The following is a 24,124-nucleotide window of genomic DNA, read 5'->3' as shown; positions in this document are numbered from 1 at the left end:
ACCAGCGCACGTTTCAATGCTTCTCGTACATCGCCATCACGTCGCGGCGCAGCGCCTGCTGGCTGTCGCCGCGACTGTAGAACATGTGACCGCCCGGATACTCCTTGACTTGCACGCGGGCCGGGTCGCCCATCAACGGCATCTGGTCGACGATGAGTTTGGATGCCATGAACGGGCAGGACAGGTCGCCCCAGCCGTGCACGATCAGCACCTGCAGCTTCGGATCGATGGCGACCGACTGACGCAGCTCCTGCACCGAACCGCGCTCTTCGCCCTTGCGGTCCCAGAGACGGTTCACGTCGTAGGAAAGCGCGCTGTAGCGTCCGATGTACTTCCAGCCGACGGTGCGCGTGATGAAGTCGACCATCGCCGTTGTGGTCGGCGCGATGATCGAATCCAGCAACGGGTCGTTGGTGCGCTGGTCGGGCGAGAACGGAAACGGATCCCATTCGGTGACGTTGGAATCGTAGCGGCTGCCGAGCTTGCCTTCGTTGCGAAACACCTCGCGCAGGAACGCCTGCGTCTCCAGGCGCCCGCCAGCGCGACGCACGAACACCGGATCGAGCCCGGACAGCTCGGTGACGCGCTTGACGATGCGTTCGCCCGCCTGCGGATCGGAGCGACCTTTCAACAGATCCACGACATAGTCGCCACGCGTGTAGTCGATCACCTGCGCCATGGTCGCCTCGCTGAGTTTGCCCTGGCGCTCGAGATTCGCCGCGGCGATGCTCGGCAGAGTCAGCATCCACGGCAGCGGTGAGAGATCGCCGTTGTCGTTCTGCGCACCGGGATCGAGATAGGGCGAGACGAGCACGTTGCCGTTCATCGCCACGCCGAGGCGTGTCTGCAGGTAGTGCGTGATGCGCGGCCCACGGAAGCCGCCGTAGCTTTCGCCGACGAGATATTTGCGCGACATCAGGCGATCGTTCTTGACCAGCCAGTCATAGATGATGCGCGAGAGATATTCGATGTCGGCCTGGGTCGAGTAGAACTTTTTCTTCGTCTCGTCCTCGCCGACGCGCGAGCGCGAGAAACCGGTGCCGACCGGATCGATGAAGACGAGGTCGGTGAAGTCGAGCCACGAGCCCGGGTTGTCGATGGGCGTCGCCGGATCGGACGGCGAGTTGCCCTCGGCGCCGAACTGCACGCGCTTGGGTCCGAGCGCGCCGAGGTTGAGGTACACCGAGGATGCGCCTGGCCCGCCATTGAGTGCGAAGGTTACCGGTCGCGCCTTGCCGGGCACGGTGTAGGCGACAAACATCACATCGGCGATGATCTTGCCCTTGTCGTCGAGCACGGGCAGCGAGCCGACTGTGGCGTCGTAGCTTATCGTCTTGCCACCGATCGTCGTTGTCTGCTTCACCGTCCTGTCGGCAGGGAAGGGCGGCAGCTTGCTTTCGTCCGGCTTGGCGGCGGCTTCCTTGGCTGCGTCCCGGGCACCGTCATCGGCGCGCAGCGGTGGCGCGAGCAGAACCGCGCCCAGCGCGGCAGCAACGAGAAGTTTCGGCAAACCCAACGACATGGCGGCACCCTGCTGGCATCGAGGAGAAACGATCGCACAGCATAGCAAGCGCGGGGCACTCGCCATGTGCCGAAAGCATGGGTTGCGGAAAAAAAACGCCGGCGTTTTCGCTCAGGGCGATGGCAGTCTCGGCGCGGGCGCAGGCGTGCCGCCGCCGCCGCCCAATCCACGCCAGATGCGCGCGAGGTAGCGGAACAATTTCGGCAGCATCCAGATTGCCAGCACCAGAAACAGCATGAGCAGGACGAGAAACGCGGCCGGATGCGCAAACACGAGCCAGAGGCCGCCGAGCAGCACGCCGTCTTCGCTCGCGCTCGCGGTCCAGTTGCTGAACGGCTCGGGCGAGGTGTTGATCGCCGCGCGCGCGCCTGCCTTGGCCAGATGGGTTCCGCCGGCAATGGCGCCGCCGAGGATTCCGGCGGCCATCTGCATGGCCGGGCCTTGATCGCCCATGGCGCCCCAGGCCAGCATCGCGCCGATGGGGATGCGGATAAAGGTATGCACGCTGTCCCAGATCGAATCGAAACCGGGCACCTTGTCGGCGAGGAATTCGGCGACAAGCATGACGCCCGAGGCGCCGAGCACCCAGTTGTGCTCGAGAAGGGCCAGGTCGGCCGGCAGATGCACGTAGCCGAGCCGGGCCATCAGGCCGACGATGAAGATCGCCGCGTACAGACGAATGCCACTGGCCCAGGCCAGGCCGCTGGCGAGCGCAAGCTGTTGCAGATGTTCCATGATCCCCCCCCTCGCTTGCAGGACACGACACCGACCGCGTCATTCTAGTGCGAATCGATGAACCAGCCATGATCGATGGCCCGGTCGCCACTGGTCGCGCAAATGCCGCCGCTGCACCGCCTCGCCTTCGCCACGGGCCGCATCTTGTGGCAACCTTTGCGGCAGGAGGGAACGCCCATGCGCTGGATCTTGCTCATCGTCGCCATAGCCGGATTTGCCGTCGCCTTCACGACCTCCTCACCGAGCCTCATGGGCGTCGGCCTGATCCTCGGCTGCGCCGGGCTGCTCGGTTTCGGCCTCGCGCTTGCCGCGGCGCGAATCGCGCTGACCGCACAGCCGGAGGTCGCGCTGATCGTCGATCCGGAAATCCGCGCGATGCGCGCGAAGGCGAACCTCGCCAGGTCGGCGACCGCCGCATCGCGTTCATCCGCGATCGCGCCGGATGCGGATGCCGTTGCGGATCCGGAACGCACGACGTGAATTATTGCGCTGCGTTTTGACAACCCCGGCTTGAGGCGCACAATGGTGCTGCGGTCGACCGACCGCTATCCGGGAGCACGGTATGGAGTTCATCATTTATCTGATCGTGGGCGGCATCGCCGGCTGGTTGGCCGGCGTCGTCGTGAAAGGGGGCGGATTCGGTTTGATCGGTGACATCATCGTCGGCATCGTCGGCGGCCTGATCGCCGGATGGCTGTGCGCACACGTGCTGAACTTCTCGATCGGTGGCGGCATCATCGGCCAGATCATCACCTCGGCGATCGGCGCAATCATCCTGCTGCTGGTCATCCGCCTGGTGAAACGGGCGTAGTCGGCGGCGCGGCTTTGCTGCAAGCACAAAGGCCGGAAGCGCGAGCTTCCGGCCTTTGTTTTCGGGGTTGTCCTCGATGGGAAGATGCGGATCGGAAGGCGAATCGAATCACTTCGTGATATCGACGTCTTTCGTCTCGCGCAGGAACAACGAACCGATGACGAAGGTTGCGAGCGCGATGATCACCGGGTACCACAGGCCCGAGTAGATGTTGCCTGTCGCCAGCACCAGCGCGAACGCGGTGGTCGGCAGGAATCCGCCGAACCAGCCATTGCCGATGTGATAGGGCAGGCTCATCGAGGTGTAGCGGATGCGCGTCGGGAACATCTCGACCAGCCACGCCGCGATCGGGCCGTAGACCATGGTCACGTAGAGCACGAGGATGGTGAGCAACAACAGCACCATCGGCTTGTTCATCTGCGCCGGATCGGCTGCCGTGGGATAGCCGGCCGCATCGATCGCCGCAGTCACGTCCGCTGCAAGCTTGGCCTGTGCCGCCTTGGCTTCATCCGGCGTCAGGGTCTTCGAGTCAACGCTGGAAACCGTGGTCGACCCCAAGCGCACGCTTGCGAGCGAGCCCGCGGGCGCGACTTCATTGGCGTAGTTGACGCTGCGCGCGTTGAGCAGGTTCTTGAGCACGTCGCAGGAGCTGGTGAACTTGATCTGGCCCTTGAGCTCGCCGGGCACGAACTGGAACGCGCAGTCCTTCGGATCAGCGACGACGACGGCAGGCGACTTCGCCGCGGCGGCCTCGAGCGCGGGGTTGGCATAGTGGGTCAACCCCTTGAAGATCGGGAAATAGGTCAGCGCAGCAAGCAGACAACCGGCCATGATGATCGGTTTGCGCCCGATGCGGTCCGACAACCAGCCGAAGAAAATGAAACCCGCCGTGGCAATCACCAACGCCGCGGCGATGAGCAGGTTTGCACTCACCGCATCGACCTTGAGGGTCTGAGTCAGGAAAAACAGCGCGTAGAACTGGCCGGCGTACCAGACCACGGCCTGACCTGCGGTCGCGCCAAGCAGCGCGAGCAGGACGATCTTGCCGTTCGCCCAGTTGCCGAAGCTCTCGGCAAGCGGCGCCTTCGAGCCCTTGCCCTCTGCCTTCATCTGCTGGAACAGCGGCGACTCATTGAGCTTCAGGCGGATCCACAGCGACACGATCAGCAGCAGCAACGAAATAACAAACGGCAAGCGCCAGTAGAACGCCTTGAACGCATCCTCGCCGACGCTGGTGCGCGTAACCAGGATCACGAGCAGGGACAGGAACAGGCCGACCGTGGCCGTGGTCTGGATGAAGCTCGTGTACAGGCCGCGTCTACCCGGCGGCGCGTGTTCGGCGACGTAGGTCGCGGCACCACCGTACTCGCCACCGAGGGCAAGGCCCTGCAGGCAACGCAGCAGCACGAGCAGAACCGGCGCGGCGATGCCGATCGTGTTGTAGGTTGGCAGCAGGCCGACCGCGAGTGTCGAAACGCCCATGATCGCGATCGTGATCAGGAACGTGTACTTGCGCCCGATCAGGTCGCCAAGGCGGCCGAACACGAGTGCGCCGAACGGGCGCACCGCGAAGCCGGCGGCAAAGGTGAGCAGGGCCATGACGAAGGCCGCGCCGGGCGCGAGCGAAGAGAAGAAGTGCGTCGCGATGATCGGCGCCAGCGACCCGTACAGATAGAAGTCGTACCATTCGAACACGGTGCCGAGACTGGACGCGCCGATCACGCGCACATGTTCGCCGGTCAGCGGCGCCGCGCTGCCTTGCATAGTCGTAGCCATTCGTCTTCTCCCCGATCGTTGTTGGTTTGTAGTGCCGATTCCCTGGTCCCGGCGCCACGCAACTCAGTGCCGTGAGCGTAGAATCACGTCTCGCAGTATCGTCACAGGCAAAAGACACAGTCAGTTGGACGAAGGTCCGATTTCGGCGGGGGCAAAAAGCGGCAAAGTTCCCCAACCATGCCATGCAGGAAGAAAGGGTAGAGCCATGTCCAAGATTTATCCTGTGCACGCGGATGTCGCCGCGAAGGCGCGCGTCAACGCTGCCGACTACGAGAAGGACTATGCCGAATCGGTGCAGGACCCCGAGCGCTTCTGGGGCCGGGTCGGCCAGCGCCTCGACTGGATCCGTCCGTACACGAAGGTCAAGGACGTGTCCTTCGACACGAAGAACCTGCACATCCGCTGGTACCAAGACGGCACGCTCAACCTCTCGGCAAATTGCCTGGACAGACATCTGGCTACGCGCGGTGACAAGACCGCCATCCTGTGGGAGGGCGACGATCCGTCCGAATCCCGGCGGGTGAGCTATCGCGAACTGCACGAACAGGTCTGCCGCGCGGCGAATTTGCTCAAGAATCTCGGTGTGAAGAAGGGCGATCGCGTGACGATCTACCTGCCGATGATTCCCGAGGCGGCGGTGGCGATGCTCGCCTGCGCGCGCATCGGCGCGACCCATTCGGTCGTGTTCGGCGGCTTCTCGCCCGACTCGATCGCCGGACGCATTGCCGACTGCGCCTCCAAGATCGTCATCACCGCGGACGAGGGCTTGCGCGGCGGCAAGAAGGTACCGCTCAAGGTCAACGTCGACGAGGCGCTGAAGCGGCCCGGCACGAACAGCGTGGAGACCGTACTCGTGGTCAGACGCACGGGCGCGCCGGTCAACATGCAGGCGCCGCGTGACCGCTGGTGGGATGCGTTGGTCGCGGAACAGAGCACCGATTGTCCGCCCGAGGCGATGGACGCCGAGGATCCGTTGTTCATCCTCTACACGTCCGGCTCGACCGGCAAACCGAAAGGCGTGTTGCACACGACCGGCGGTTACGGCGTGTTCGTCAGCTACACGCACGAATGCGTGTTCGACCTGCGCGAAGACGACGTCTACTGGTGCACCGCCGATGTCGGTTGGGTGACCGGACACAGCTACATCGTCTACGGCCCCCTCGCCAACGGCGCGACTTCGTTGATGTTCGAAGGCATTCCCAATTACCCGGACGTGTCGCGCTTCTGGGAAGTGATCGACAAGCATCAGGTGACGCTGTTCTATACCGCGCCGACGGCGATCCGTTCATTGATGCGCGAGGGCGAAGCGCCGGTGAAGAAAACCCGGCGGACTTCCTTGCGCCTGTTGGGCTCGGTCGGTGAACCGATCAATCCCGAGGCCTGGGAGTGGTACTACCACGTCGTCGGCGATGGCCGCTGCCCGATCGTCGACACCTGGTGGCAGACCGAAACCGGCGGAATTTTGATCACGCCGCTGCCCGGCGCCATCGCGACCAAGCCCGGTTCGGCGACCAAACCGTTCTTCGGCATAACGCCGGCGCTGGTCGACGCGAATGGCACCGTACTCGAGGGCGAGGGCGAAGGCAACCTGATCCTCACCGATTCGTGGCCGGGACAGATGCGCACCGTGTACGGCGACCACGAGCGTTTCATCGAGACCTATTTCAAGACCTATCCGGGCAGCTACTTCACCGGCGACGGCGCGCGACGCGACGCCGACGGCTACTACTGGATCACCGGCCGCGTCGACGACGTGATCAACGTTTCCGGCCACCGCATCGGCACGGCCGAGGTCGAAAGCGCCCTCGTCGGCCATCACGCCGTCGCCGAGGCCGCCGTGGTCGGCTGCCCGCACGATATCAAGGGCCAGGGTATCTATGCCTACGTCACGCTAAAGGCCGGAATCGAAGGTACCGATGCACTGAAGAAGGAACTGATCGTCCACGTACGCAAGGAGATCGGCCCGATCGCCACGCCCGACCATCTGCAATGGGCACCCGGCCTGCCGAAGACCCGCTCCGGCAAGATCATGCGCCGCATCCTGCGCAAGATCGCCGAGAACGCACCCGAGCAGCTCGGCGACATTTCCACGCTGGCGGATCCGTCGGTGGTGAAAAACCTGGTCGACACGCGTCTGGTCCGTTGAACGCTTGACGACAAACGCCGCATGGCCAAGCATGGGCCATGCGCACGCTTGCCCCATCGGATTTCACCAGCGCCACGCCGCCGCTCGAGCTCGACGACGACGAAATCCATTTGTGGATTTTTCCACTGCATGGTTCCGCTGGGGGGAAATCCGGCGCGACGCATTGCCTGCGAGAGACGCTCGCAGCCTACCTTGGCGTCGATGCCGGCGCCCTGCGCATCGGGCGCAACGCCGCGGGCAAACCCCATCTCATCGACGCGGCGCTGCAATTCAATGTTTCGCACAGCGGCGAGGTGCTGCTGATCGGCCTGAGTCGCAGGCAGGCGCTCGGCGTCGACATCGAAAGCGGTGCGCGTGCGCGACCGTATCTACAAATCGCGCAACGCTACTTCACCGCCGACGAAGCGGCCGCGCTGGCGCGGCTGCCGGCCGCTCGACTCGCAGACAAGTTCATCGAGTTGTGGAGCGCGAAGGAGGCCGTGCTCAAGGCGATCGGTCGCGGCATTGCCTTCGGCCTCGACCGGGTCGGCTTCGAACTCGATGTCGAAGGCGCAACCCGACGCCTGGTGCACCTCGACGCGCAAGCGGGAACGCCCGAGCAATGGCGGCTGGTGCGCCTGTCGCCGCATGCGGGTATCACCGGTGCCCTGGGCTGGCGTGGGCCGGACATGCGCCTGCGCGCTTTCGTCGCCACCGATGCCGATGCGGCTGCGACGATTCGCGTGTCTTGCACGTCTTGACGGCGATGAATAACGGCGCGAACACCGACTCGGGCGGCCTCGGCAGCCTTTCCGGTTTTGCGCAGATCGTCGACGCCAGCGTGCTCGCGCGCGCGCAGCGCGGCGACATGCAGGCGTTCGCGACACTGTACGTGCAGTTCGGCCGGCCCTGCTACGGTCTGGCGCTGCGGCTGACCGGCAACGCCGCGCACGCCGAGGATTTGGTCCAGGAGGTGTTCTTGAAACTGATCGACAGCATACGCAGCTATCGCGGCGATGCACCGTTCGGCGCGTGGCTCAAGCGCATGACCGCCAACGCGACGGTCGATCAGCTGCGCCGCAATAAGCGCTTCGTCGATGCCGATCCCGAAGCGATGTTCGCCGCAAGCGAGGCCTGCGCGACGAATTCGGCACAAAAACTGGATGCTGCCGCCTTGCTGCAACGCCTGCCGCCGCGCGCACGCGCGGTCGTCGTGCTGCACGAGCTGGAAGGCTATACGCACACGGAGATCGCAAAGTTGTTCGGACAGAGCGAGAGCTATTCGAAGTCGATCCTCGCGCGCGGGTTGCAGCGGCTGCATGCCGCCGCCACGCCGGATGCGGAGGCTTGAGTCATGCCAACCATCGAATCGCAACCCACACCGGAGACGACGGCGATTCTGCGCCAGATCGTCGCGGCGCAACCCGAACCGGCTGCCGACTTGTGGGCACGCATCGAGGTCGCGCATGACGTGCGCGTCCGGTGGCGCCGCTGGCGGCGCCTGGCCGGGGGCGGGGTGCTCGGCTTGGCGCTGGTCGGTGCGTTCCTGCTGCATGGCACGCAGCCGATGACGTCCGCGCCGGAGCGCGGCACCGAAATCGACTGGCAGGCGCGTGCGCAGGCGTTGGAACTGCAATTGCTGGCTATCGAACACGACGATCACCTGCCGATCGCGACTGCTGCCGCTTTCCGTACCGATCCGGCGACGAGCGAGCTCGCCGAGATCGACCGTCGCCTGCAGGCAGTCTACGAACACAAGAGCGATGCCAATCAACTCGTGCCGTTGTGGAAACGCCGCAGCGAGCTGCTCGACACGCTGATCGCGGCACGCAAGGAACAGTTGACCCTGATCCGCATTTGATGAGGACTTTCGCCATGCTGCGCATTCTCGGTTTGATCGCCCTGTGCGGTTTCACCAACGCCACCCTCGCGGCCGACACGGCCGCGCCGCAGGCGCTGGCCACGATCACCAGCGATGCCGGCAGCGTCTCGCCCCTCGTCGCCCAACACGTGCGTGAGGAGATGCAGCAGGCCCTCATGCGTCTGGCCACGACCGGCGCGCTCGGCGCACATCCGGAACAGACCAACCTCGACGTTGCGGTGCCGGCGCAACGCCTGGTCAACCTCGGCCTGCTCGTCGATGCGACGAGTGCGGCGAACGCGCGCGACGGCCTGCGCGTGCTCGGTACGACGCCGGACGGTACCGCCGAGCGCCTGGGCGTGCGTCCGGGCGACGTGCTCGTCGCGGTGAACGGCCACTCGCTGCGCGAGCTCGGCGCCGACGCGGACGGTCGCGCGCTCGCCGCCTCGAGCCTGAAATCGAGCATCGATGCGCTGCCCTCCGACGCGACCATACAACTCGGCGTGCGCCGCGGCGGCGCCGAGCTTGCGCTGAACGGGCCGCTGCAGAGCGTGCAATTGCCGGCGCTGCATGTCGTGCTCGGCGTTGCGGCGGTCGAAACGAATGCGGCGGGCCCGACAAGCGGCTGCGGGCGCATCAGCCTGCAGGATCTGGCCCCTCGCCAGCAGCAGTTGTTCGGCGCGACGGTCGAACTCGTCGACGGCACCACGCCCGGACCGAGCGGCGCGAGAAGCTATCGGGTTGCCGCCGGGACGCACGAGTTGCTCGTGCGCGAGCAGATTCCGACCCGGCGCCTGGTCGGCGTTTCCGAACTCGCCGCGCTGAACTTCCGCGGCAAGCCCAAGCCGCTGACCGTCACGGTCAAGCCGAACACGACACTAATGATTGCCGCGCACTACAACGAGGGGCGCGCAAACGAATTCAACAGCGGCGGTTACTGGGACCCGGTGGTTTGGAAGGAAGTGGCGGAAACCTGTCCATAAGCTGACCCTGTCGCAGGGTGCGCGCCAGGCGCCGAACTTTCGTCGGGCCTGCGTGTCTGAGTACGCACTCCCCCACAGGGTCTCCTCCACAGGGACGTGGAACTTTGATCGTCACACTCCTTTCGATTACGACCCATGCGCTATTCTTGGCGCATGGGTTTTCTCTGCACGCAGCTATCCTGGACGAGTGTGGTGTGGGCCGTCCTGTTGTGCGCATCGATGCCAGCAGCAGCACGCGAACCGGCCGAACCACCGCTGCTTTCACCCGCATTCACCGAAGCGATTGCCCATGGCGTCGCCGACGGAGCGTACGCCAGCGTCGCAGTCGGCGTGATCGACGGCAAGCGCAGCAACACATTCTATTTCGGCCGGCGCGGCGACGCGCAATCGAAGCCGGCCGACGATGCCAGTCTGTTCGAGCTCGGCGCAGTCACTGAAGTATTCACCGGCATCTTGCTGGCGCAGGCCGCCGTCGAAGGCAAGCTGCGGCTTGCCGATCCGGTCGAGAAGTTCCTGCCCGAGCGCTTTCCGTTTGCGGACGCGCGCCTGGGCAAGATCACGCTCGCGCAACTGGCTTCGCAACATTCGGTGCTGCCCGGGCAGCCGGCAAATCTGTTTCCCGACGACCTCGACGATCCCTATGCGGGCTATGCGGGGGAAGACTTGCTCGCCCTGCTCGCTTTTCAGCGCGGCGCCGGCGAAGCCGCGGAAGCGGCCTATTCCTATTCCATACTCGACGCCGGCCTGCTCGGCCATCTGCTCGGACGCGTTTACCGGACAGCTTACGCGCAGGCACTCACGGACAAGGTATTGGTTCCCCTCGACCTGCGCCATGTTTCGTTCGCGGACGACCCGGATCTCTTGTCGGGACATGCGCATGGCGCGATCGTTCCGCACTGGCACTACGGCGTCCTTGCGGGTGCCGCCGGTCTGCGCGCCAGCCTGCCGGACATGCTTGCCTTCCTGCAGCACAATTTGACGCCGGAGAACTCGCCCCTGCGCGCCGCATTGCTGCTTGCGCGGCAGCCGCGGGCAGCCGGCCCTGCCGATCAAATCGGCTTCGGCTGGAATGTTCGCGAGAAGATCGATGGTGCCACGACCTGGCCGTTGGTCTGGCGCGCAAGCCGTACCGCCGGGTTTGCTAGCTTCATCGGCTTCCGCACCGACCGGCAGCGGGCAATCGTCCTGCTCGGCAACTCCTCCGAAGACGTTGCCGCACTCGGCATCGCCTGGCTCGGCGACGACGCACCGCCGTCGGTGGCGCACGCGGCCAATGCCACTGCCGACAATCGGCTCGACGAGTATCCCGGCCTGTACCAGATTGCAGCGGGCAGCGAGGCCGTCGTCCGTGTCGCGGCGAACGCGTTGAGCCTGCAGTTGCCCGGCGAATTTCCGCGGCGCCTGCGACCGGCCGACAAGGATGTCTTCATTACCGACAGCAGTGCTTTTGGCGTGACTTTCATGCGCGGCATCGGCGCGGTAAACGGCCTCGTGCTGCACGCGGGTGGCACCAACGTCAGCGCCACACGCCTGAGCACTCGCGCACCCCGGCTTGCGCGCGCGCCAATCACGATACCCACGGCTACGCGTGTCGCGGCGGCAGGCGACTATCGCCTCGACGACGCGAACTGGCTGCGTATCGCGCCGTCCGCGCAAGGGCTGACCCTGCAATGGACGCAGGGCGAGCGGCGAAGTATTTTTGCTTATGCTGCCGATCGCTTCACGGATGCCGAAGGCACGCTCGACCTGCGCCTTGTGCGCGGTGCGGACGGACGAGTCGCGAAGCTCCGCCTCGAGCTCGCCGGAACGACGCGTGAAGCCATGCCGCTGCGGTAACCCCCTCTCCCGAGATTTCCGCCGATGACCCGCCTCAGCGTCAACATCAACAAGATCGCCGTGCTGCGCAACTCGCGCGGCGGCTCCGAGCCGGACGTCGGTGTGGCAGCCGCCGCCTGCATCGTGGCTGGTGCTGCCGGCATCACCGTGCATCCGCGGCCGGACCAGCGCCACATCCGACCCGACGATGTGCGCGCGCTGAAGGCGCGAATCGGCGAGCGCGTCGAGTACAACATCGAAGGCAACGGTTTCGCCGCAGCGCGCGGCAGCTATCCCGGCTTACTCAAGCTCGTCGAGGAGACGCGGCCGACGCAGGTGACCCTGGTGCCCGACGGCGATGCGCAACTGACTTCGGATCACGGCTTCGATCTGCGCGCGGACGCGGCGCGTCTGCGTCCGCTGATCGCCGAACTGAAGCTCGTCGGAGCACGCGTCAGCCTGTTCGTCGACATGGACTGCGCCGATGTCGCACGCGCGAGCGACATCGGTGCCGATCGCATCGAAATCTATACCGGCCCCTACGCAGAAGCGTTCGCGCGCGGCGAATGCGCGCGCGAACTGGTCCAATGCGCGACGTGTGCGGAACGCGCAATCGCGGCCGGACTCGGGGTGAATGCGGGGCACGATCTGAATCAGGCCAACCTTGGCCCGTTCAAGGCAGCGATTCCACAACTTGCCGAAGTATCGATTGGGCACGCCTTGATTGGCGAAGCCCTGTACACGGGCCTCGATGCGACAGTGAAGGCCTATCTGCGCATCCTTGCAGGCTGAGCCTCAGCGAATCGCAGGTTCCAGACCGATGTTGCGCAAACCGGCATTTTTCGCCGCGGCGACTATCTCGGCCACGGTTTCGTACTTCGTGCGCGCTTCGGGACGCAGGGTCAACATTGGCGTTTGCGTTGCCTGCGCGAGCACTACGAAATTGTGTTCGAGTTCGGTGCGATTGAGTGCAGTGCCGTTCCAGTAGAGCTCGCCGGTCTGCTTGATTGAAAGCCTCACCGGATCGGACGGCAGCGGACAACCGACATCACAGTGCGAGAAGTCGAGCGTGAGCTTGTGTGTTATCTGCGGAACCGTGAGCATGAAGATCACGAGCAACACGAGCAGCACATCGACGAGCGGCGTGACGTTAACCTGGGCGAATGCGGTAGGCTCACGTTCGAGTGCGAAAGCAGCCATGTCTGCGGCTCCGGTAGAGCACGCATTTGCGTGCCGTGTTCAGCCTAGCGCGACTTGCACGGGCCGGACCATTCGCCGGAGCGAATCATGATTTTCACTAGAGCGACTTCGATTCAAGTATCTACAACTTCGTCATTCCCGCAAAGGCGGGGTTTTCAACAGCCGAATGGCTGGTCATCCCGTTCTTGATCTTCGCGGTGATGGGGCAAGAACTGGATTCCGGCTGCATGCTTCGCATGGCCCCGGATCGGCGGTGCAAGCACTACAGACGGAACTGCTCTAGGCATAAAAAAACGCCGCATCGCTGCGGCGTCTTCATCTTTATTGAGTATCGAGACCGACACGCCTACTGGCCCGACCCGCGCGGCGGCTGGAAGCCGATCTTTGCCAGACCGGCGTTCTTGGCGTCAGCCATCGCGGTGGCGACAAGCTGGTACTTCGCGGTCTTGTCGGCCTGAATCTGCAGCTCCGGCTGCGGGTTTTTCTTTGAAGCCAGCGTCATCATCTGTTGCACCTGTTCTTCGGTCACGAGCTGATCGTTCCAGTAGAACTGGCCGCTCGAACGAACCGACAACGTGATCGGTTCCGGCGGATTTTCCTCCACCGGCGGCGGATTGTTGGTTGGCTGCGGCAAATCGATCTTGATGCGGTGAGTCAGCATCGGCGCCGTGATCATGAAAATGATCAGCAGCACGAGCATGACGTCGACGAGCGGCGTCACGTTGATGTCCGCCATCGCACCGCCACCGCTGCTACCTGCACTGAATGCCATGATGTGCTCTCGTCAATCGTTTACTGGCCGCCATGCTGCGGCGTGGTGATGAAACCGACCTTGACCATACCCTGATTCTTCGCTTGGGTCATGACGTTGGCGACGATCTGGTACTCGGTGTCCTTGTCGGCACGGATCTGGACTTCCGGCTGTACCGCCTGCGGGGCGACGACGCGCAACTGCGCGACGAGTCCCGCTTCGGTCACCGGCTCGTCGTTCCAGTAGAGCGTGCCGTCCTGGCGCACGGCGATCGTCACCGGCGGCACGGGTGGCGTGTCGGTCGGCGGCGCGATCAGGGTACCTTGCGGCAACTCGACCTTGATCTTGGGCTGAGCCAGCTGCGTGGTAATCATGAAGATGATCAGCAACACCAACATCACGTCGACGAGTGGCGTGACGTTGATCTCCGCCATGATGCCGCCGCTGCTGCCGCCCGCGCTCATTGCCATGACTGCAAATCCTTACTTGGTGCCGCTGACGAAGAAGTCGTGCAGATCATGCGCGAACTCGTCGAACTTGCCGAGCGTCACGCGATTGGCACGGTTGAACACGTTGTAGGCGAGCACCGCCGGAATCGCGACGCCCAGACCGATCGTGGTCATGATCAGCGCTTCACCGACCGGACCGGCAACCGCGTCCATCGATGCGTTGCCGCTGGCACCGATCTTGAGCAGTGCATGGTAGATGCCCCAGACGGTGCCGAGCAGGCCGACGAACGGGGCGGTCGAACCCGTGGTCGCGAGCCAGGTCAAGCCGGTCTCGAGACGGCCGCTTTCGCGGGCGACGCCCTGGCGCAGCGCGCGGTCGACGAATTCGGAGCGGTTCAAGGTTTCGGCCAGACGGCTGCCCTGCGCCGAGCTGTGCTGTTCGGCGGCGGTGGCCACGTCGAGCGCGATCTTCGAGAACGGCTCCCAACCCGGCTGCTCCTCAAGGTGACGCTTGGCGTCGGTGAGCGACTTAGTTTCGAAGAACTGTTCGCGTACGGAGTCACCGCGACGGCGAATATTCAGCATGCGCCAGCCGTTGACGATGATGAAAAACACCGAGCCCAGCGACATGATCACGAGTGTGATGAACACAACCAGACCCAAGGTGTCGAAGTTGTGCAGCAGATGTTCGAAACCCATCTGCGTCAGAGCGGCGGCGTTGCCTTGCCCGGCAACCGGAGCGGAAGCTGCTTCTTGTAACATGACCTTACCCTTAAGTTTGTGGTTCTGAAATTCCGCCGGAATCGCCGGCTACCGTCTCGTCAAATCAATCTGCCAACGTGAAATCGACCGGGATCAGCGCATAGCCCTCGTACGGCTGCCCACCTTTGCTTCCCGGATTAAACATCCAAGTCTTCGCTGCTGCAATCGCGGCCTGGTCGAGTTCGCGATAGCCGGAGGATTTCTCCACGGTGACTTCCTTCGGCGATCCGTCCGTTGCAATCAAGACCTTCAGTATCACCTTGCCCGTGTGATGTTCACGCACGGCCTGTGGTGGATACTTCGGCGGACGCATCTTACGGTAGCTGATGTTCTCGCTCGGCGCGATGTCGACCGGAGCCGCGGGCGGTGCCGGAGGTGCCGGCGGCGGCGCGGGCGTCGACATCGGCGTTGCCTCCTGCGTGACGACGGGCGGCGGAGCCGGCGGCGGCGGTGTCGGCGGCGGCTTGATCTTTTCGACAATCTTGGGCGGCGGCTTTTTCGGCGGCTCGGGCGGCGGCGGCGGCGGCGGCGGCGGCGGTGGTGGTGGTTCAATGAACTCAACCGTCACCACGTTTTCCTTGGCACGCTCCTTCGCCGTAGGCGGCTGCACCGGCGCCAGCAGCATGAGGAAGAGAAAGCCGTGCAGCGCGAGCGCACCGGCCCAGGCGATCGTGCGCCGCCAATTGAAACCCGTTTTGTCCGTTTCTGCTGATGACATCAGTGCCAACCAATTACCTAGGGAGCATCATCCCGGGCGGCGGCGCGAAACGCCGCTGCCAACCCCAAAACAAAATCGCATGAGTCGCTTGCAAAGTACAACAGCGCAGGCGGTATAGACAAGCTTTTTTCACCGCTCGTGAACCCGCTCTTCCCCATAGCACCGCAATAGAACGCGGTTTTGAAGCATGCCAATTTCCGTGGACCTTCGCAAGCCGCGGCGCGTCATGCGCCGCATTTCCGGGAAAAAGTATACTCTTGCGCGGCCCGCCCCCGCGCCCCTGTTCAATTCTTCTTCTTCTGCTGCGTCGTCATCTTGACGTGGCCACCGAGGTTGAGGCGTTGGTCGGCCGACTTCTGCGAATCGGGATAGCCCTTGGCTTTCGTCCAAGCTTCGCGCGCGTGTGCGACGTCGTCGATCTGGTTGTAGGCATCGCCAAGCATCAGGTAGGCCTTGCCGGGCTCCTTGAGACCACCCTTGGTGATTGCCTGCTGCAGTGCCTGCGTCGCATCCTTGGCGCGATCATTGTTGAGCAGCAAGCTGCCACGGTAGTAGTCGACTTCGCCGGTCTTCGCCAGCGGCGAAGCCTTGGCGAACGCATCGATAGCCTTCATGTCGCCATCCTTTTCCTGCGAGTAGCCGGCACCGAGCGCACGATAGAGCTGATACAGCGTGTCGTTGTTGAGGCTCGCCTTGTTCTGGTCGAGCATCGCCTGCGCCTTGTCGAACTGACGGCCATTGACATAAACCTTGACTCCCTGCTCGACGAGCTTGGCGTCGCCCGGATGCTGGGCAAGTTGCTTCTCGATGATTGCGCCGGCCTTGTCGTACTGGTCCATGCCCGCGTACGAGGCCATCAGGATTTGATTCCAGTTGTCGTTCGGCTTGTCGCTGATCGACTGTGCCTTGGTGATCGCGTCGACCGCCTGCTGGTACTTGTCGAGACGGTAGTAGTCGTTGCCCTGCAACGCGTACGCCTCGGCCTTGCCACCGTTGGTCGCCTTGAAATATTCGTCGAGCGTGTTGAGCGAGTCCTGATACTTCTCGTCCTGTTGCTGCAGGTTGGCGATGTTGAGCAACAGGGTGAATTGCTGGTTGTTCGGCAGCGCATCCATGTCGTAGGCCGCACGCCAGGCCTTGATCGCGCCAGCGTTGTCCTGCTTGTCGTAGGCGATCTGGCCCTGGCCCTGGGTCGCCAGCGCATGCGCATATTTGCCGGCCTTGGGATCGTCGATGATCTTCTGCAGCAGCGGCGCGGCTTCGTCTGCCTTGTTGTCGTTGAGCGCGTCGAGCGCCTTCTGCAGATCCTTCTGTACGCTGGAAGAACTCATGTCGTTCTTCGGATCCTTGCGCGTCGCGTTCGGATACAGCGGTGCTTCCTTCGCCTCCTTCTTCGCATAGGCATTGCCCGCGACCAGGGCAAAGGCGACGACGATGCTGCAAAGTATACGTACAAAACTGCGGATGCTCATGGTTCCTCCCTCAGGCCATTGTTGGCGCCGGCGCAACCGGCACCGCTTTATCTATCGAAGTATTGTACGCACGAAAACGTTAACGTTTCGCTGGATGGTTTGCGAGCGCGGATCATACGTCGAGGTTGGCGACGCGCAACGCATTCTGCTCGATGAAGTCACGACGCGGATCGACCACGTCGCCCATCAGTGTGGAGAAGATCTGATCGGCAGCAACCGCATCCTCGATACTGACCTGAAGCAACCGGCGCGATTCCGGATTTACGGTGGTCTCCCACAACTGCTCGGGGTTCATTTCGCCCAGACCCTTGAAGCGCTGGATCGTGCGGCCTTTCTTCGCTTCGTCGAGCAGCCACTGCTGTGCCTGGGCGAAGTTCGCGATCACCTGCGCGTGATTGCCGCGTCGGATCTCGGCGCCGGGCTGGATCAAGCCGGCAAGTTGCCGGGCGAGCTCGCGCAGCGGCTTGAATTCGGCACCGGCAAAGAACGCGGCCGGCAGAATCTGCATCGCAGTCAGGCCATGGTGGCGGCGCTCGATCGTCAACGCGGCCGGATGCTCGGGCGTCGCCGCGCGCACTTCGAAGCGATAGTTGGGACGACCGAGGCCGCTGGCGTTGACCTTCGCGGTGATCGCGCGCAGCCAGGTTTCGAGCTTGGCCGCGTCGTTCCAGTCCTCGGCAGCCGGCGGCGCCAGATCGAGCATCGCGTTGAGTACGCTGGCGTCGCAACGCGAAGCGAGGCGCGCGATCTGATCCTGCGCGGCTTGATAGTCGAGCAAAAGCTTTTCCAGCCCCGCCCCGGTGATTGGCGGCGCACCTGGCGCATAGTGCAGCTCGGCGTTCTCGACCGCGTTGTTGACGAGATACGCGTTGAGCGCGTGGTCGTCCTTGAGGTAGAGCTCGTTCTTGCCCTGCTTGAGCTTGTACAGCGGAGGCAGGCCGATATAGATGTGGCCGCGCTCGATCAACACCGGCATCTGCCGGTAGAAGAACGTCAGCAGCAGCGTGCGGATGTGCGAGCCGTCGACGTCGGCGTCGGTCATCAGGATGATGCGGTGATAGCGCAGCTTGTCCGGATTGAATTCTTCCTTGCCGATGCCGGTGCCGAGCGCAGTGATCAGGGTGCCGACTTCGGCCGATGACAGCATCTTGTCGAAGCGCGCCTTCTCGACGTTGAGGATCTTGCCCTTGAGTGGCAGCACGGCCTGGGTCTTGCGGTTGCGCCCCTGCTTGGCTGAACCGCCGGCCGAGTCACCCTCGACGATGAACAGTTCGCACAGCGCCGGATCCTTTTCCTGGCAGTCGGCGAGTTTGCCGGGCAGGCCGGCGATGTCGAGCGCGCCTTTGCGCCGGGTCAGGTCGCGCGCCTTGCGCGCGGCCTCGCGCGCTCGCGCGGCATCGACGATCTTGCCGGCGATGGCGCGGGCTTCGTTCGGGTGTTCCTGCAGGAAATCCTCGAACTTCGCGGCGAACACCGAGTCCACCACCGGGCGCACCGCCTCGGTGACCAGTTTTTCCTTGGTCTGCGAGGAAAAGCCCGGATCGGGCACCTTCACCGACAGCACCGCAATCATGCCCTCGCGCATGTCGTCGCCGGACAGCGACACCTTGGCCTGCTTGGCGATGCCGCTCTGCTCGATGTAGCGGGTCAGGGTGCGGGTCAACGCGGCGCGGAAACCGGTCAAGTGGGTACCGCCATCCTTCTGCGGGATATTGTTGGTGAAGCAGTACATCGTTTCCTGGTAGGAATCACTCCATTGGACTGCACAATCGACGACGATGCCGTCCTGTTCGCCGGTGATCGACACAACATTTGGGTGCAACGGAGTCTTCAGCTGAGCCAGATGTTCGACGAAACTGCGAATGCCGCCTTCGTACTGGAAGATGTCGTGCTTGCCGTCCGGCCGCTCGTCGATCAACTCGATCTTGACGCCTGAGTTGAGGAAGCTCAGCTCGCGCAGGCGGCGCGCGAGGATGTCGTAATGGAATTCGATGTTGTCGTTGAATGCCACCACCGAAGGCCAGAAGCGGACTTCGGTGCCGCGCTTGTCGGAAGGCTCCAGTTGCTTGAGCGGATAAACCGGTTCGCCGTTGCGGTATTCCTGCTGGTGGTGATGGCCATCACGCCAGATGTCGAGCAGCAACTTTTCCGACAGCGCGTTGACGACCGACACACCGACGCCATGCAAGCCGCCGGAAACCTTGTAGCTGTTGTCGTCGAACTTGCCACCGGCGTGCAATACCGTCATCACCACTTCGGCGGCTGAGACGTCGCGGCCCTGCTTTTCGCTTTCCGTAGCGTGTCTGCCCACCGGGATACCGCGGCCGTTGTCCGAAACCGAGACCGAGCCGTCGGCATGGATTTTCACCACCACGGCGTCGGCGTGCCCCGCCAGCGCCTCATCGACGGAATTGTCGACGACCTCGAACACCATGTGATGCAGGCCGGAGCCGTCGTTGACGTTGCCGATATACATACCCGGGCGTTTGCGTACCGCCTCGAGGCCTTCGAGCACCTTGATGTTGCTGGAGTCGTACTGGTTGTTCCTGGTCTCGTCGGTCATCCGCTGCTCGGCTGATATCGGGCCGGACCCCTCGCCTGCCACTGCGCCCGCAGCACGACGAAAAGTCCTGAAATAATCGAGCAATTATACCACTTCACGCACCCGGCCTTGTTCCACGTGGAACATGCGTCGGGGGGGAAAACGCTCCAGCAAGGCCGGTGGAATTTCGGTACCGGTCAACAGGATCTGCGCCCCGCTTTCGATCAGTTCCTCCAGAGCGGCGGCCTGGTGTGCGGCGTCGAGTTCGGAACAAAGATCGTCGAACGCGATGACGGGATTCTCCCCGCGCACCGCTCGATACAACAACACCTGCGCCAGCATACAGGCGATGGCGCAGAGTTTTTCCTGACCACGCGACAGTTGCTCATGGCTGGGCGCCCTGGCAAACGTCAGGTTCCAATCCGCGCGATGCAAGCCTCGCGTCGTGTGGCCTAGCATCCGGTCGCGCGGTCGCGCTTCCTTCAGCGCTTCGTGCAACGGCGCGGCGCGATTCCACCCCGGGCGAAAACGCAGGCTCGCCCCGCCCAGCTCGGGCAGATAGCCGTCGAGCAACGGAATCAGTTCGCACTCGAAGCGCACCATGTAGGCCTCGCGCGCAGCTGCCAGCGGTTCGGCGGCTTGCGACAACTCCTCGTCCCAGATAGACAGTTCCTCGTCGCCAGCCGCTTGCTTGAGCAAGGCGTTGCGTTGACGCAGTGCGCGGCGATAGCGGCGCATGCGCGCAGCGAAATCCTGTTCCACGTGGAACACGCCCCAGTCGAGGAAGCCGCGTCGGCCATCCGCGGAGCCCGAGATCAGCGCGTGACTACCGGGCTCGAAACAGACCACGGCGCAGGCGGCGAACAGGTCGGTGAGCTTCGCCGAGCCGTCACCATCGAGCTTCGCTGTCCAGCGTCCGTCCTGGCGCAGCAAGCCTAGCCGCCGTGTCAGTGAATCCGTTCGAACCTGCGCAAACAGCGCCAACGGCTCGACGCCGCGCCGTTGCAGATGCTCGGATTGATGGGTGCGGAAACTGCCGCCGTGGGAGAGCAGGTACGCCGCTTCGAGAATGCTGGTTTTGCCCGCCCCGTTTGCACCGAGGAAAAGATTGAGTCCGGGGGCGAGATCGAGCTGCTCCGCCTCGATGTTCCGCAAATTCTGGATGCGCAGTTCAGTCAGGTGCATGGGGTTGAATCATCCACGGCACGATCGCGTCGAGGCGGAAAACAAACGCGCGGCATCTCTGCCGCGCGCTGGTAGATGCACAAATCCCGCAACAAACGAAATTAGAGGCGAAGTGGCATGATGACGTGACGCGCCTGCTCGCTCTCGGGTGCACGCAGCAGGCAACTCGAATTGCCGTCGCGCAGGCACATCAACACCTCCTCGCCGCCCAGCGCATTCAGCGCATCGAGCAGGTAGTTGACGTTGAAGCCAACACCGAGTTCGGCAACGCTGGTGCGGGCCTCGATTTCCTCGATCGCCTCTTCCTGCTCCGGGTTGTGGGCAATGATGCGCAGCTTGTTCGGGCTGACTTCCAGCTTGACCCCGCGATACTTTTCATTCGACAGGATGGCCGCACGCTGCAGCGCGCCGCGCAGCGCTTCGCGACCGACACGCACCTCCTTGTCGGCTCCGATCGGCACCACGGCCTCGTAGTCCGGGAAACGTCCATCGATAAGCTTGGAAGTGAAGGTAACGTCGCCACGCTTGACGCGCAGATGGGCACGACCGAACTCGAGCTCGACCGTGCCATCGCCAACTTCAAACAATCCTTGCAGCTCGAGCACACCTTTGCGCGGAATCAGGATCTGGCGCTGGGCGGCGACGCCGCCTGCTTCGAGATTTGTCTCGACGACGGCGAGACGGTGCCCGTCGGTGGCTACGCTGCGCAACGCATGCTCGCGCAGATCGAGCAGCAACCCGTTAAGGTAATAGCGTACGTCCTGCTGCGCCATCGCGAATGCGGTGCGATCCATCAGACCCTTGAGCGTAGCTTCCGGCAGGCTTACGCGCTCGACCAGATCGATATTCTCGATCACCGGGAATTCGCTCGCCGGCAAGGTCGCCAGCGTAAACCGGCTGCGTCCGGATTTGACCTCCACGCGATCGCCATTGAGCTTGAATTCGATCTTGCTGCCATCGGGCAATGCGCGGCAGATATCGAACAGCTTTCGGGCCGGGATTGTGATCTCGCCCGCTTCAATCTGGTCGGCTTGTGTGGTCGCCGCCATTTCAACTTCGAGATCCGTGCCGGTGAAGCTCACCTGCTGGGCCGTTGCCACGACCAGGAGATTGGCGAGGACGGGCAGGGTTTGCCGTCGCTCGACTACACCGACGACTTGTTGCAGGGGCTTGAGTAGCACTTCGCGTTGAATGGAAAACCGCATAAGTCGTCAGTCCTTCGGAGTCGCTGCTGCTGGGCTGTTTGTAAAACTTGAAAAACTAGTAGCGGTAGAGCCTGTGCATATCGCAAAAATGCTCATAAAAACTAGAAAAATCAACTCTCTGCGAGAATTTGAACGCCGGGATATCTGTCCGCTCCCGTTGTTGTTTTTCTGTGGATAAGTGCGGCGCCAAAAGTGCGGCACAAACTATCCACAGGATATCCTATTCCGTCAGCACACGAAGCAGTTTTTCCCAATCTTGCCGCAATTTGCCGTCGGTCGCACGCAGGTCGCGGATCGTGCGGCAAGCGTGCATCACGGTGGTGTGATCGCGCCCGCCGAACGCGCGCCCGATCTCGGGCAGGCTGTGCTCGGTAAGCTCCTTGGCCAGAGCCATCGCGAGCTGACGCGGGCGCGCCAGCGAGCGGCTGCGGTTCATCGAGAGCAGGTCTGACAGGCGCAACTGGTAGTAGTCGGCGACGGTCTTCTGGATGTTCGAGATCGTGACCGCCTGCGCGTGTACGGTGAGCAGGTCGCGCAAGGTCTCCAGCGCGAATTCGATGCTGATCGCAGCGCCGAGAAAGTTCGCACGCGCGACCAGTGTGTTGAGTGCGCCTTCGAGGTCGCGCACGTTGGAACGCATGCGCTTGGCCATCAATTGGGCGACTTCGATCGGCAGTTCGACGCCCTTCGTCTGCGCCTTGGCCAGCACGATTGCCGCACGTGTCTCGAAATCCGGTGGTTCGATCGCGACGCTCAGGCCCCAGCCCAGGCGCGACTTCAGGCGCGGTTCGAGGTTGTCGACCTCCTTCGGATAACGGTCGCAAGTCATGATCAACTGCTGCTTGCTCTCGACCAATGCGTTGAAAGTATGGAAGAACTCCTCCTGGGTCGTGTCCTTGCCGGCGAAGAACTGGATGTCGTCGATCAACAGCGCGTCGACTGCGCGGAACCGGCGCTTGAAGTCGTCCATGCTCTTCGTGCGCAACGCCTGGATCATCTCGCTGACGAACTGCTCCGAGCGCAGGTACATGACCTTGGTCGCCGGATTGAGCGTGCGCATTAAATTGCCGGCAGCATGCATCAAATGGGTCTTGCCGAGACCGGTGCCGCCGTAGAGCAGCAGCGGGTTGTAGGCCCGGCCCGGGTTGTTCGCGACCTGCATTGCCGCGGCCTTGCCGAGCTGGTTCGACTTGCCTTCAACGAACAGGTCGAAGGTGTAGTGCGGATCGAGATTGGATTCGAACGAATCGCCTTCGCTTGCGCCCCTGCCGGTGCGGGCGGACGAGCCGTTGTGTCCGGGCTTGCGCGGACTCGCCGCCGCCCGGCTCAACGTGCCGACGTCCATGCGCAGCGCGACCGGTGCGCCGCTCAGATATTGCAGCACCGCTTCGATGCGCGACTGGAAGCGCTCGCGCACCACATCGAGCGTGTAGGCGTTCGGCGCGAGCACGCGCAGGCCGTCGGCGTCCTCGGTCGCCTGCAGCGGCGCAAGCCAAGTGTGCAGGTCTTCTACGCTGAATTCGCCCTCAAGGCGTTCCAGGCAGCGGCGCCACAGATCAGTCATGCTCAGAGAATTTCCAGGGATGGCGTCAGGGCGATTCTCGCCCGGGCGGCCCGGCAGTCTACGCCGCCACGTCGTACCGCGCCAAGCACGGGCGGCTTGACCTACAAGGAATCCGAAGGTTAGAATTCCGCTTCTTTGTCCCTGAAGTTTCGACAGCGCCATGGCCACCAAGCGTACGTTCCAGCCCGGCAACCTCAAGCACGCCCGCACCCACGGCTTTCGTGCGCGCATGAAAACGCGCGGCGGTCGCGCCGTACTCAATGCGCGTCGCGCCAAGGGCCGCAAGCGTCTGATCCCGTAACCAGGGCGAGCGTCATGTCCAGCGCCGGGCTGCCGCGCGAAGCGCGGTTACGTCGGCCGGGTGACTTCGCCGCCTTGCGGACCAGCAGCGGACGCGCAGGCGGCCGCTGTTTTCATATGCGCTATCGCGACAACAACCTTGGCCACGCCCGGCTTGGCCTAGCGATTTCCAAGCGCGTATCCAAGCGGGCGGTCGAGCGCAACCGGATCAAGCGGTTGTTGCGCGAGTCGTTCCGGCGCGTACGCCACCGGCTGCCGGCGGTCGACATGATGGTGATGGCGCGCGAACAGGCCGCCGGTGTCCCCGGGCCGCAGTTGCTGGCCGAGCTCGATGGCTTGTGGAAAAAA

The 24,124-nt window shown here is 63.5% G+C and carries 24 protein-coding genes; 11 read left to right on the top strand and 13 right to left on the bottom strand.

Annotated elements, in window-relative coordinates; translation table 11 throughout:
• Window positions 1-13: 13 nt before the first annotated feature.
• Both AC16HO_RS10770 and AC16HO_RS10765 read right to left on the bottom strand, forming a co-directional pair.
• Window positions 14-1,510 carry a S10 family peptidase gene (locus AC16HO_RS10770; RefSeq protein ID WP_407075138.1) on the bottom strand — a complete coding sequence of 499 codons (1,497 nt, stop codon included), beginning with the start codon at window positions 1,508-1,510 and terminating at the stop codon, window positions 14-16.
• Between the two features lie 123 nt (window positions 1,511-1,633).
• Window positions 1,634-2,257: a DUF4126 domain-containing protein gene (locus AC16HO_RS10765; RefSeq protein ID WP_395643348.1), complete on the bottom strand. Its 624-nt coding sequence runs from the start codon at window positions 2,255-2,257 to the stop codon at window positions 1,634-1,636.
• A gap of 177 nt (window positions 2,258-2,434) precedes the next feature.
• Between AC16HO_RS10765 and AC16HO_RS10760 the strand changes: the two genes are divergently transcribed.
• Together AC16HO_RS10760 and AC16HO_RS10755 are read left to right on the top strand one after the other, a co-directional pair.
• Window positions 2,435-2,737 carry a hypothetical protein gene (locus AC16HO_RS10760; protein WP_395643349.1) on the top strand — a complete coding sequence of 101 codons (303 nt, stop codon included), beginning with the start codon at window positions 2,435-2,437 and terminating at the stop codon, window positions 2,735-2,737.
• Between the two features lie 82 nt (window positions 2,738-2,819).
• Window positions 2,820-3,068 carry a GlsB/YeaQ/YmgE family stress response membrane protein gene (locus AC16HO_RS10755; RefSeq protein ID WP_395643350.1) on the top strand — a complete coding sequence of 83 codons (249 nt, stop codon included), beginning with the start codon at window positions 2,820-2,822 and terminating at the stop codon, window positions 3,066-3,068.
• A gap of 108 nt (window positions 3,069-3,176) precedes the next feature.
• Here the strand turns inward: AC16HO_RS10755 and AC16HO_RS10750 are convergent, their stop codons facing one another.
• Complete coding sequence (locus tag AC16HO_RS10750; RefSeq protein ID WP_395643351.1) at window positions 3,177-4,844, bottom strand: MFS transporter; 1,668 nt, start codon at window positions 4,842-4,844, stop codon at window positions 3,177-3,179.
• Between the two features lie 205 nt (window positions 4,845-5,049).
• On the opposite strand from AC16HO_RS10750, the gene acs reads away from it, so the two are divergent.
• The 7 genes from acs (at window position 5,050) to AC16HO_RS10715 (ending at window position 12,420) form a co-directional block, all read left to right on the top strand.
• Entirely contained in the window at window positions 5,050-6,990 is a 1,941-nt protein-coding gene (gene acs, locus AC16HO_RS10745) for an acetate--CoA ligase (RefSeq protein ID WP_395643352.1), read from the top strand.
• A 38-nt stretch (window positions 6,991-7,028) separates the two neighbouring features.
• Window positions 7,029-7,730, top strand: coding sequence for a 4'-phosphopantetheinyl transferase family protein (locus AC16HO_RS10740; protein WP_395643353.1), 702 nt, complete (start codon window positions 7,029-7,031; stop codon window positions 7,728-7,730).
• A gap of 5 nt (window positions 7,731-7,735) precedes the next feature.
• Entirely contained in the window at window positions 7,736-8,320 is a 585-nt protein-coding gene (locus AC16HO_RS10735; protein WP_395643354.1) for an RNA polymerase sigma factor, read from the top strand.
• Window positions 8,321-8,323: 3 nt separating this feature from the next.
• Complete coding sequence (locus AC16HO_RS10730; RefSeq protein WP_395643355.1) at window positions 8,324-8,830, top strand: hypothetical protein; 507 nt, start codon at window positions 8,324-8,326, stop codon at window positions 8,828-8,830.
• Window positions 8,831-8,844: 14 nt separating this feature from the next.
• The gene (locus AC16HO_RS10725) at window positions 8,845-9,813 is read left to right on the top strand and encodes a PDZ domain-containing protein (protein WP_395643356.1); all 969 of its coding nucleotides are present in this window, start codon (window positions 8,845-8,847) and stop codon (window positions 9,811-9,813) included.
• Between the two features lie 219 nt (window positions 9,814-10,032).
• A complete protein-coding gene (locus AC16HO_RS10720) occupies window positions 10,033-11,649 on the top strand; it encodes a serine hydrolase domain-containing protein (RefSeq protein WP_484335429.1) in 1,617 nt (538 codons plus the stop codon).
• 24 nt (window positions 11,650-11,673) lie between these two features.
• Window positions 11,674-12,420, top strand: coding sequence for a pyridoxine 5'-phosphate synthase (locus AC16HO_RS10715; RefSeq protein WP_395643358.1), 747 nt, complete (start codon window positions 11,674-11,676; stop codon window positions 12,418-12,420).
• 3 nt (window positions 12,421-12,423) lie between these two features.
• On the opposite strand, the gene AC16HO_RS10710 is transcribed toward AC16HO_RS10715, so the two are convergent.
• The 10 genes from AC16HO_RS10710 to dnaA all read right to left on the bottom strand — a co-directional run bounded on the left by AC16HO_RS10710 (window position 12,424) and on the right by dnaA (window position 23,476).
• Window positions 12,424-12,828 (bottom strand): ExbD/TolR family protein, encoded by a 405-nt coding sequence (locus AC16HO_RS10710; RefSeq protein WP_395643359.1) that lies wholly within the window; start codon window positions 12,826-12,828, stop codon window positions 12,424-12,426.
• 346 nt (window positions 12,829-13,174) lie between these two features.
• A complete protein-coding gene (locus AC16HO_RS10705) occupies window positions 13,175-13,600 on the bottom strand; it encodes an ExbD/TolR family protein (protein ID WP_395643360.1) in 426 nt (141 codons plus the stop codon).
• A 20-nt stretch (window positions 13,601-13,620) separates the two neighbouring features.
• Entirely contained in the window at window positions 13,621-14,049 is a 429-nt protein-coding gene (locus AC16HO_RS10700) for an ExbD/TolR family protein (protein ID WP_395643361.1), read from the bottom strand.
• A 12-nt stretch (window positions 14,050-14,061) separates the two neighbouring features.
• Window positions 14,062-14,790 (bottom strand): MotA/TolQ/ExbB proton channel family protein, encoded by a 729-nt coding sequence (locus AC16HO_RS10695; protein WP_395643362.1) that lies wholly within the window; start codon window positions 14,788-14,790, stop codon window positions 14,062-14,064.
• A 64-nt stretch (window positions 14,791-14,854) separates the two neighbouring features.
• Window positions 14,855-15,508, bottom strand: a complete 654-nt coding sequence (locus tag AC16HO_RS10690; RefSeq protein WP_395643432.1) for an energy transducer TonB — start codon at window positions 15,506-15,508, stop codon at window positions 14,855-14,857.
• 284 nt (window positions 15,509-15,792) lie between these two features.
• Entirely contained in the window at window positions 15,793-16,980 is a 1,188-nt protein-coding gene (locus AC16HO_RS10685; RefSeq protein ID WP_395643363.1) for a tetratricopeptide repeat protein, read from the bottom strand.
• 112 nt (window positions 16,981-17,092) lie between these two features.
• Window positions 17,093-19,543 (bottom strand): DNA topoisomerase (ATP-hydrolyzing) subunit B, encoded by a 2,451-nt coding sequence (gyrB, locus tag AC16HO_RS10680; protein ID WP_395643364.1) that lies wholly within the window; start codon window positions 19,541-19,543, stop codon window positions 17,093-17,095.
• An 84-nt stretch (window positions 19,544-19,627) separates the two neighbouring features.
• Window positions 19,628-20,707, bottom strand: a complete 1,080-nt coding sequence (recF, locus tag AC16HO_RS10675; RefSeq protein WP_395643365.1) for a DNA replication/repair protein RecF — start codon at window positions 20,705-20,707, stop codon at window positions 19,628-19,630.
• 101 nt (window positions 20,708-20,808) lie between these two features.
• The gene (gene dnaN, locus AC16HO_RS10670) at window positions 20,809-21,912 is read right to left on the bottom strand and encodes a DNA polymerase III subunit beta (protein WP_395643366.1); all 1,104 of its coding nucleotides are present in this window, start codon (window positions 21,910-21,912) and stop codon (window positions 20,809-20,811) included.
• A 220-nt stretch (window positions 21,913-22,132) separates the two neighbouring features.
• Complete coding sequence (gene dnaA / locus AC16HO_RS10665) at window positions 22,133-23,476, bottom strand: chromosomal replication initiator protein DnaA (RefSeq protein WP_395643367.1); 1,344 nt, start codon at window positions 23,474-23,476, stop codon at window positions 22,133-22,135.
• 160 nt (window positions 23,477-23,636) lie between these two features.
• On the opposite strand from dnaA, the gene rpmH reads away from it, so the two are divergent.
• On the top strand, window positions 23,637-23,777 hold the full coding sequence (rpmH, locus tag AC16HO_RS10660) for a 50S ribosomal protein L34 (RefSeq protein ID WP_018972158.1): 141 nt from the start codon (window positions 23,637-23,639) through the stop codon (window positions 23,775-23,777).
• Between the two features lie 14 nt (window positions 23,778-23,791).
• The coding region (gene rnpA / locus AC16HO_RS10655; RefSeq protein WP_484335428.1) for a ribonuclease P protein component at window positions 23,792-24,124 on the top strand (333 nt) is incomplete at its 3' end.

The organism is Rudaea sp., from assembly GCF_057139185.1.
The sequence above is the reverse complement of the archived record's forward strand: the minus strand, read 5'-3'. Positions and strand labels throughout refer to the sequence as shown.

Bases quoted from the DNA above. Each gene is read 5' to 3' on its own strand.
- AC16HO_RS10765 (WP_395643348.1), bottom strand. From the start codon at position 2,257: ATGGAACATCTGCAACAGCTTGCGCTCGCCAGCGGCCTGGCCTGGGCC.
- AC16HO_RS10760 (WP_395643349.1), top strand. From the start codon at position 2,435: ATGCGCTGGATCTTGCTCATCGTCGCCATAGCCGGATTTGCCGTCGCC.
- AC16HO_RS10755 (WP_395643350.1), top strand. From the start codon at position 2,820: ATGGAGTTCATCATTTATCTGATCGTGGGCGGCATCGCCGGCTGGTTG.
- AC16HO_RS10750 (WP_395643351.1), bottom strand. From the start codon at position 4,844: ATGGCTACGACTATGCAAGGCAGCGCGGCGCCGCTGACCGGCGAACAT.
- acs (WP_395643352.1), top strand. From the start codon at position 5,050: ATGTCCAAGATTTATCCTGTGCACGCGGATGTCGCCGCGAAGGCGCGC.
- AC16HO_RS10740 (WP_395643353.1), top strand. From the start codon at position 7,029: ATGCGCACGCTTGCCCCATCGGATTTCACCAGCGCCACGCCGCCGCTC.
- AC16HO_RS10735 (WP_395643354.1), top strand. From the start codon at position 7,736: ATGAATAACGGCGCGAACACCGACTCGGGCGGCCTCGGCAGCCTTTCC.
- AC16HO_RS10730 (WP_395643355.1), top strand. From the start codon at position 8,324: ATGCCAACCATCGAATCGCAACCCACACCGGAGACGACGGCGATTCTG.
- AC16HO_RS10725 (WP_395643356.1), top strand. From the start codon at position 8,845: ATGCTGCGCATTCTCGGTTTGATCGCCCTGTGCGGTTTCACCAACGCC.
- AC16HO_RS10720 (WP_484335429.1), top strand. From the start codon at position 10,033: ATGCCAGCAGCAGCACGCGAACCGGCCGAACCACCGCTGCTTTCACCC.
- AC16HO_RS10715 (WP_395643358.1), top strand. From the start codon at position 11,674: ATGACCCGCCTCAGCGTCAACATCAACAAGATCGCCGTGCTGCGCAAC.
- AC16HO_RS10710 (WP_395643359.1), bottom strand. From the start codon at position 12,828: ATGGCTGCTTTCGCACTCGAACGTGAGCCTACCGCATTCGCCCAGGTT.
- AC16HO_RS10705 (WP_395643360.1), bottom strand. From the start codon at position 13,600: ATGGCATTCAGTGCAGGTAGCAGCGGTGGCGGTGCGATGGCGGACATC.
- AC16HO_RS10700 (WP_395643361.1), bottom strand. From the start codon at position 14,049: ATGGCAATGAGCGCGGGCGGCAGCAGCGGCGGCATCATGGCGGAGATC.
- AC16HO_RS10695 (WP_395643362.1), bottom strand. From the start codon at position 14,790: ATGTTACAAGAAGCAGCTTCCGCTCCGGTTGCCGGGCAAGGCAACGCC.
- AC16HO_RS10690 (WP_395643432.1), bottom strand. From the start codon at position 15,508: ATGTCATCAGCAGAAACGGACAAAACGGGTTTCAATTGGCGGCGCACG.
- AC16HO_RS10685 (WP_395643363.1), bottom strand. From the start codon at position 16,980: ATGAGCATCCGCAGTTTTGTACGTATACTTTGCAGCATCGTCGTCGCC.
- gyrB (WP_395643364.1), bottom strand. From the start codon at position 19,543: ATGACCGACGAGACCAGGAACAACCAGTACGACTCCAGCAACATCAAG.
- recF (WP_395643365.1), bottom strand. From the start codon at position 20,707: ATGCACCTGACTGAACTGCGCATCCAGAATTTGCGGAACATCGAGGCG.
- dnaN (WP_395643366.1), bottom strand. From the start codon at position 21,912: ATGCGGTTTTCCATTCAACGCGAAGTGCTACTCAAGCCCCTGCAACAA.
- dnaA (WP_395643367.1), bottom strand. From the start codon at position 23,476: ATGACTGATCTGTGGCGCCGCTGCCTGGAACGCCTTGAGGGCGAATTC.
- rpmH (WP_018972158.1), top strand. From the start codon at position 23,637: ATGGCCACCAAGCGTACGTTCCAGCCCGGCAACCTCAAGCACGCCCGC.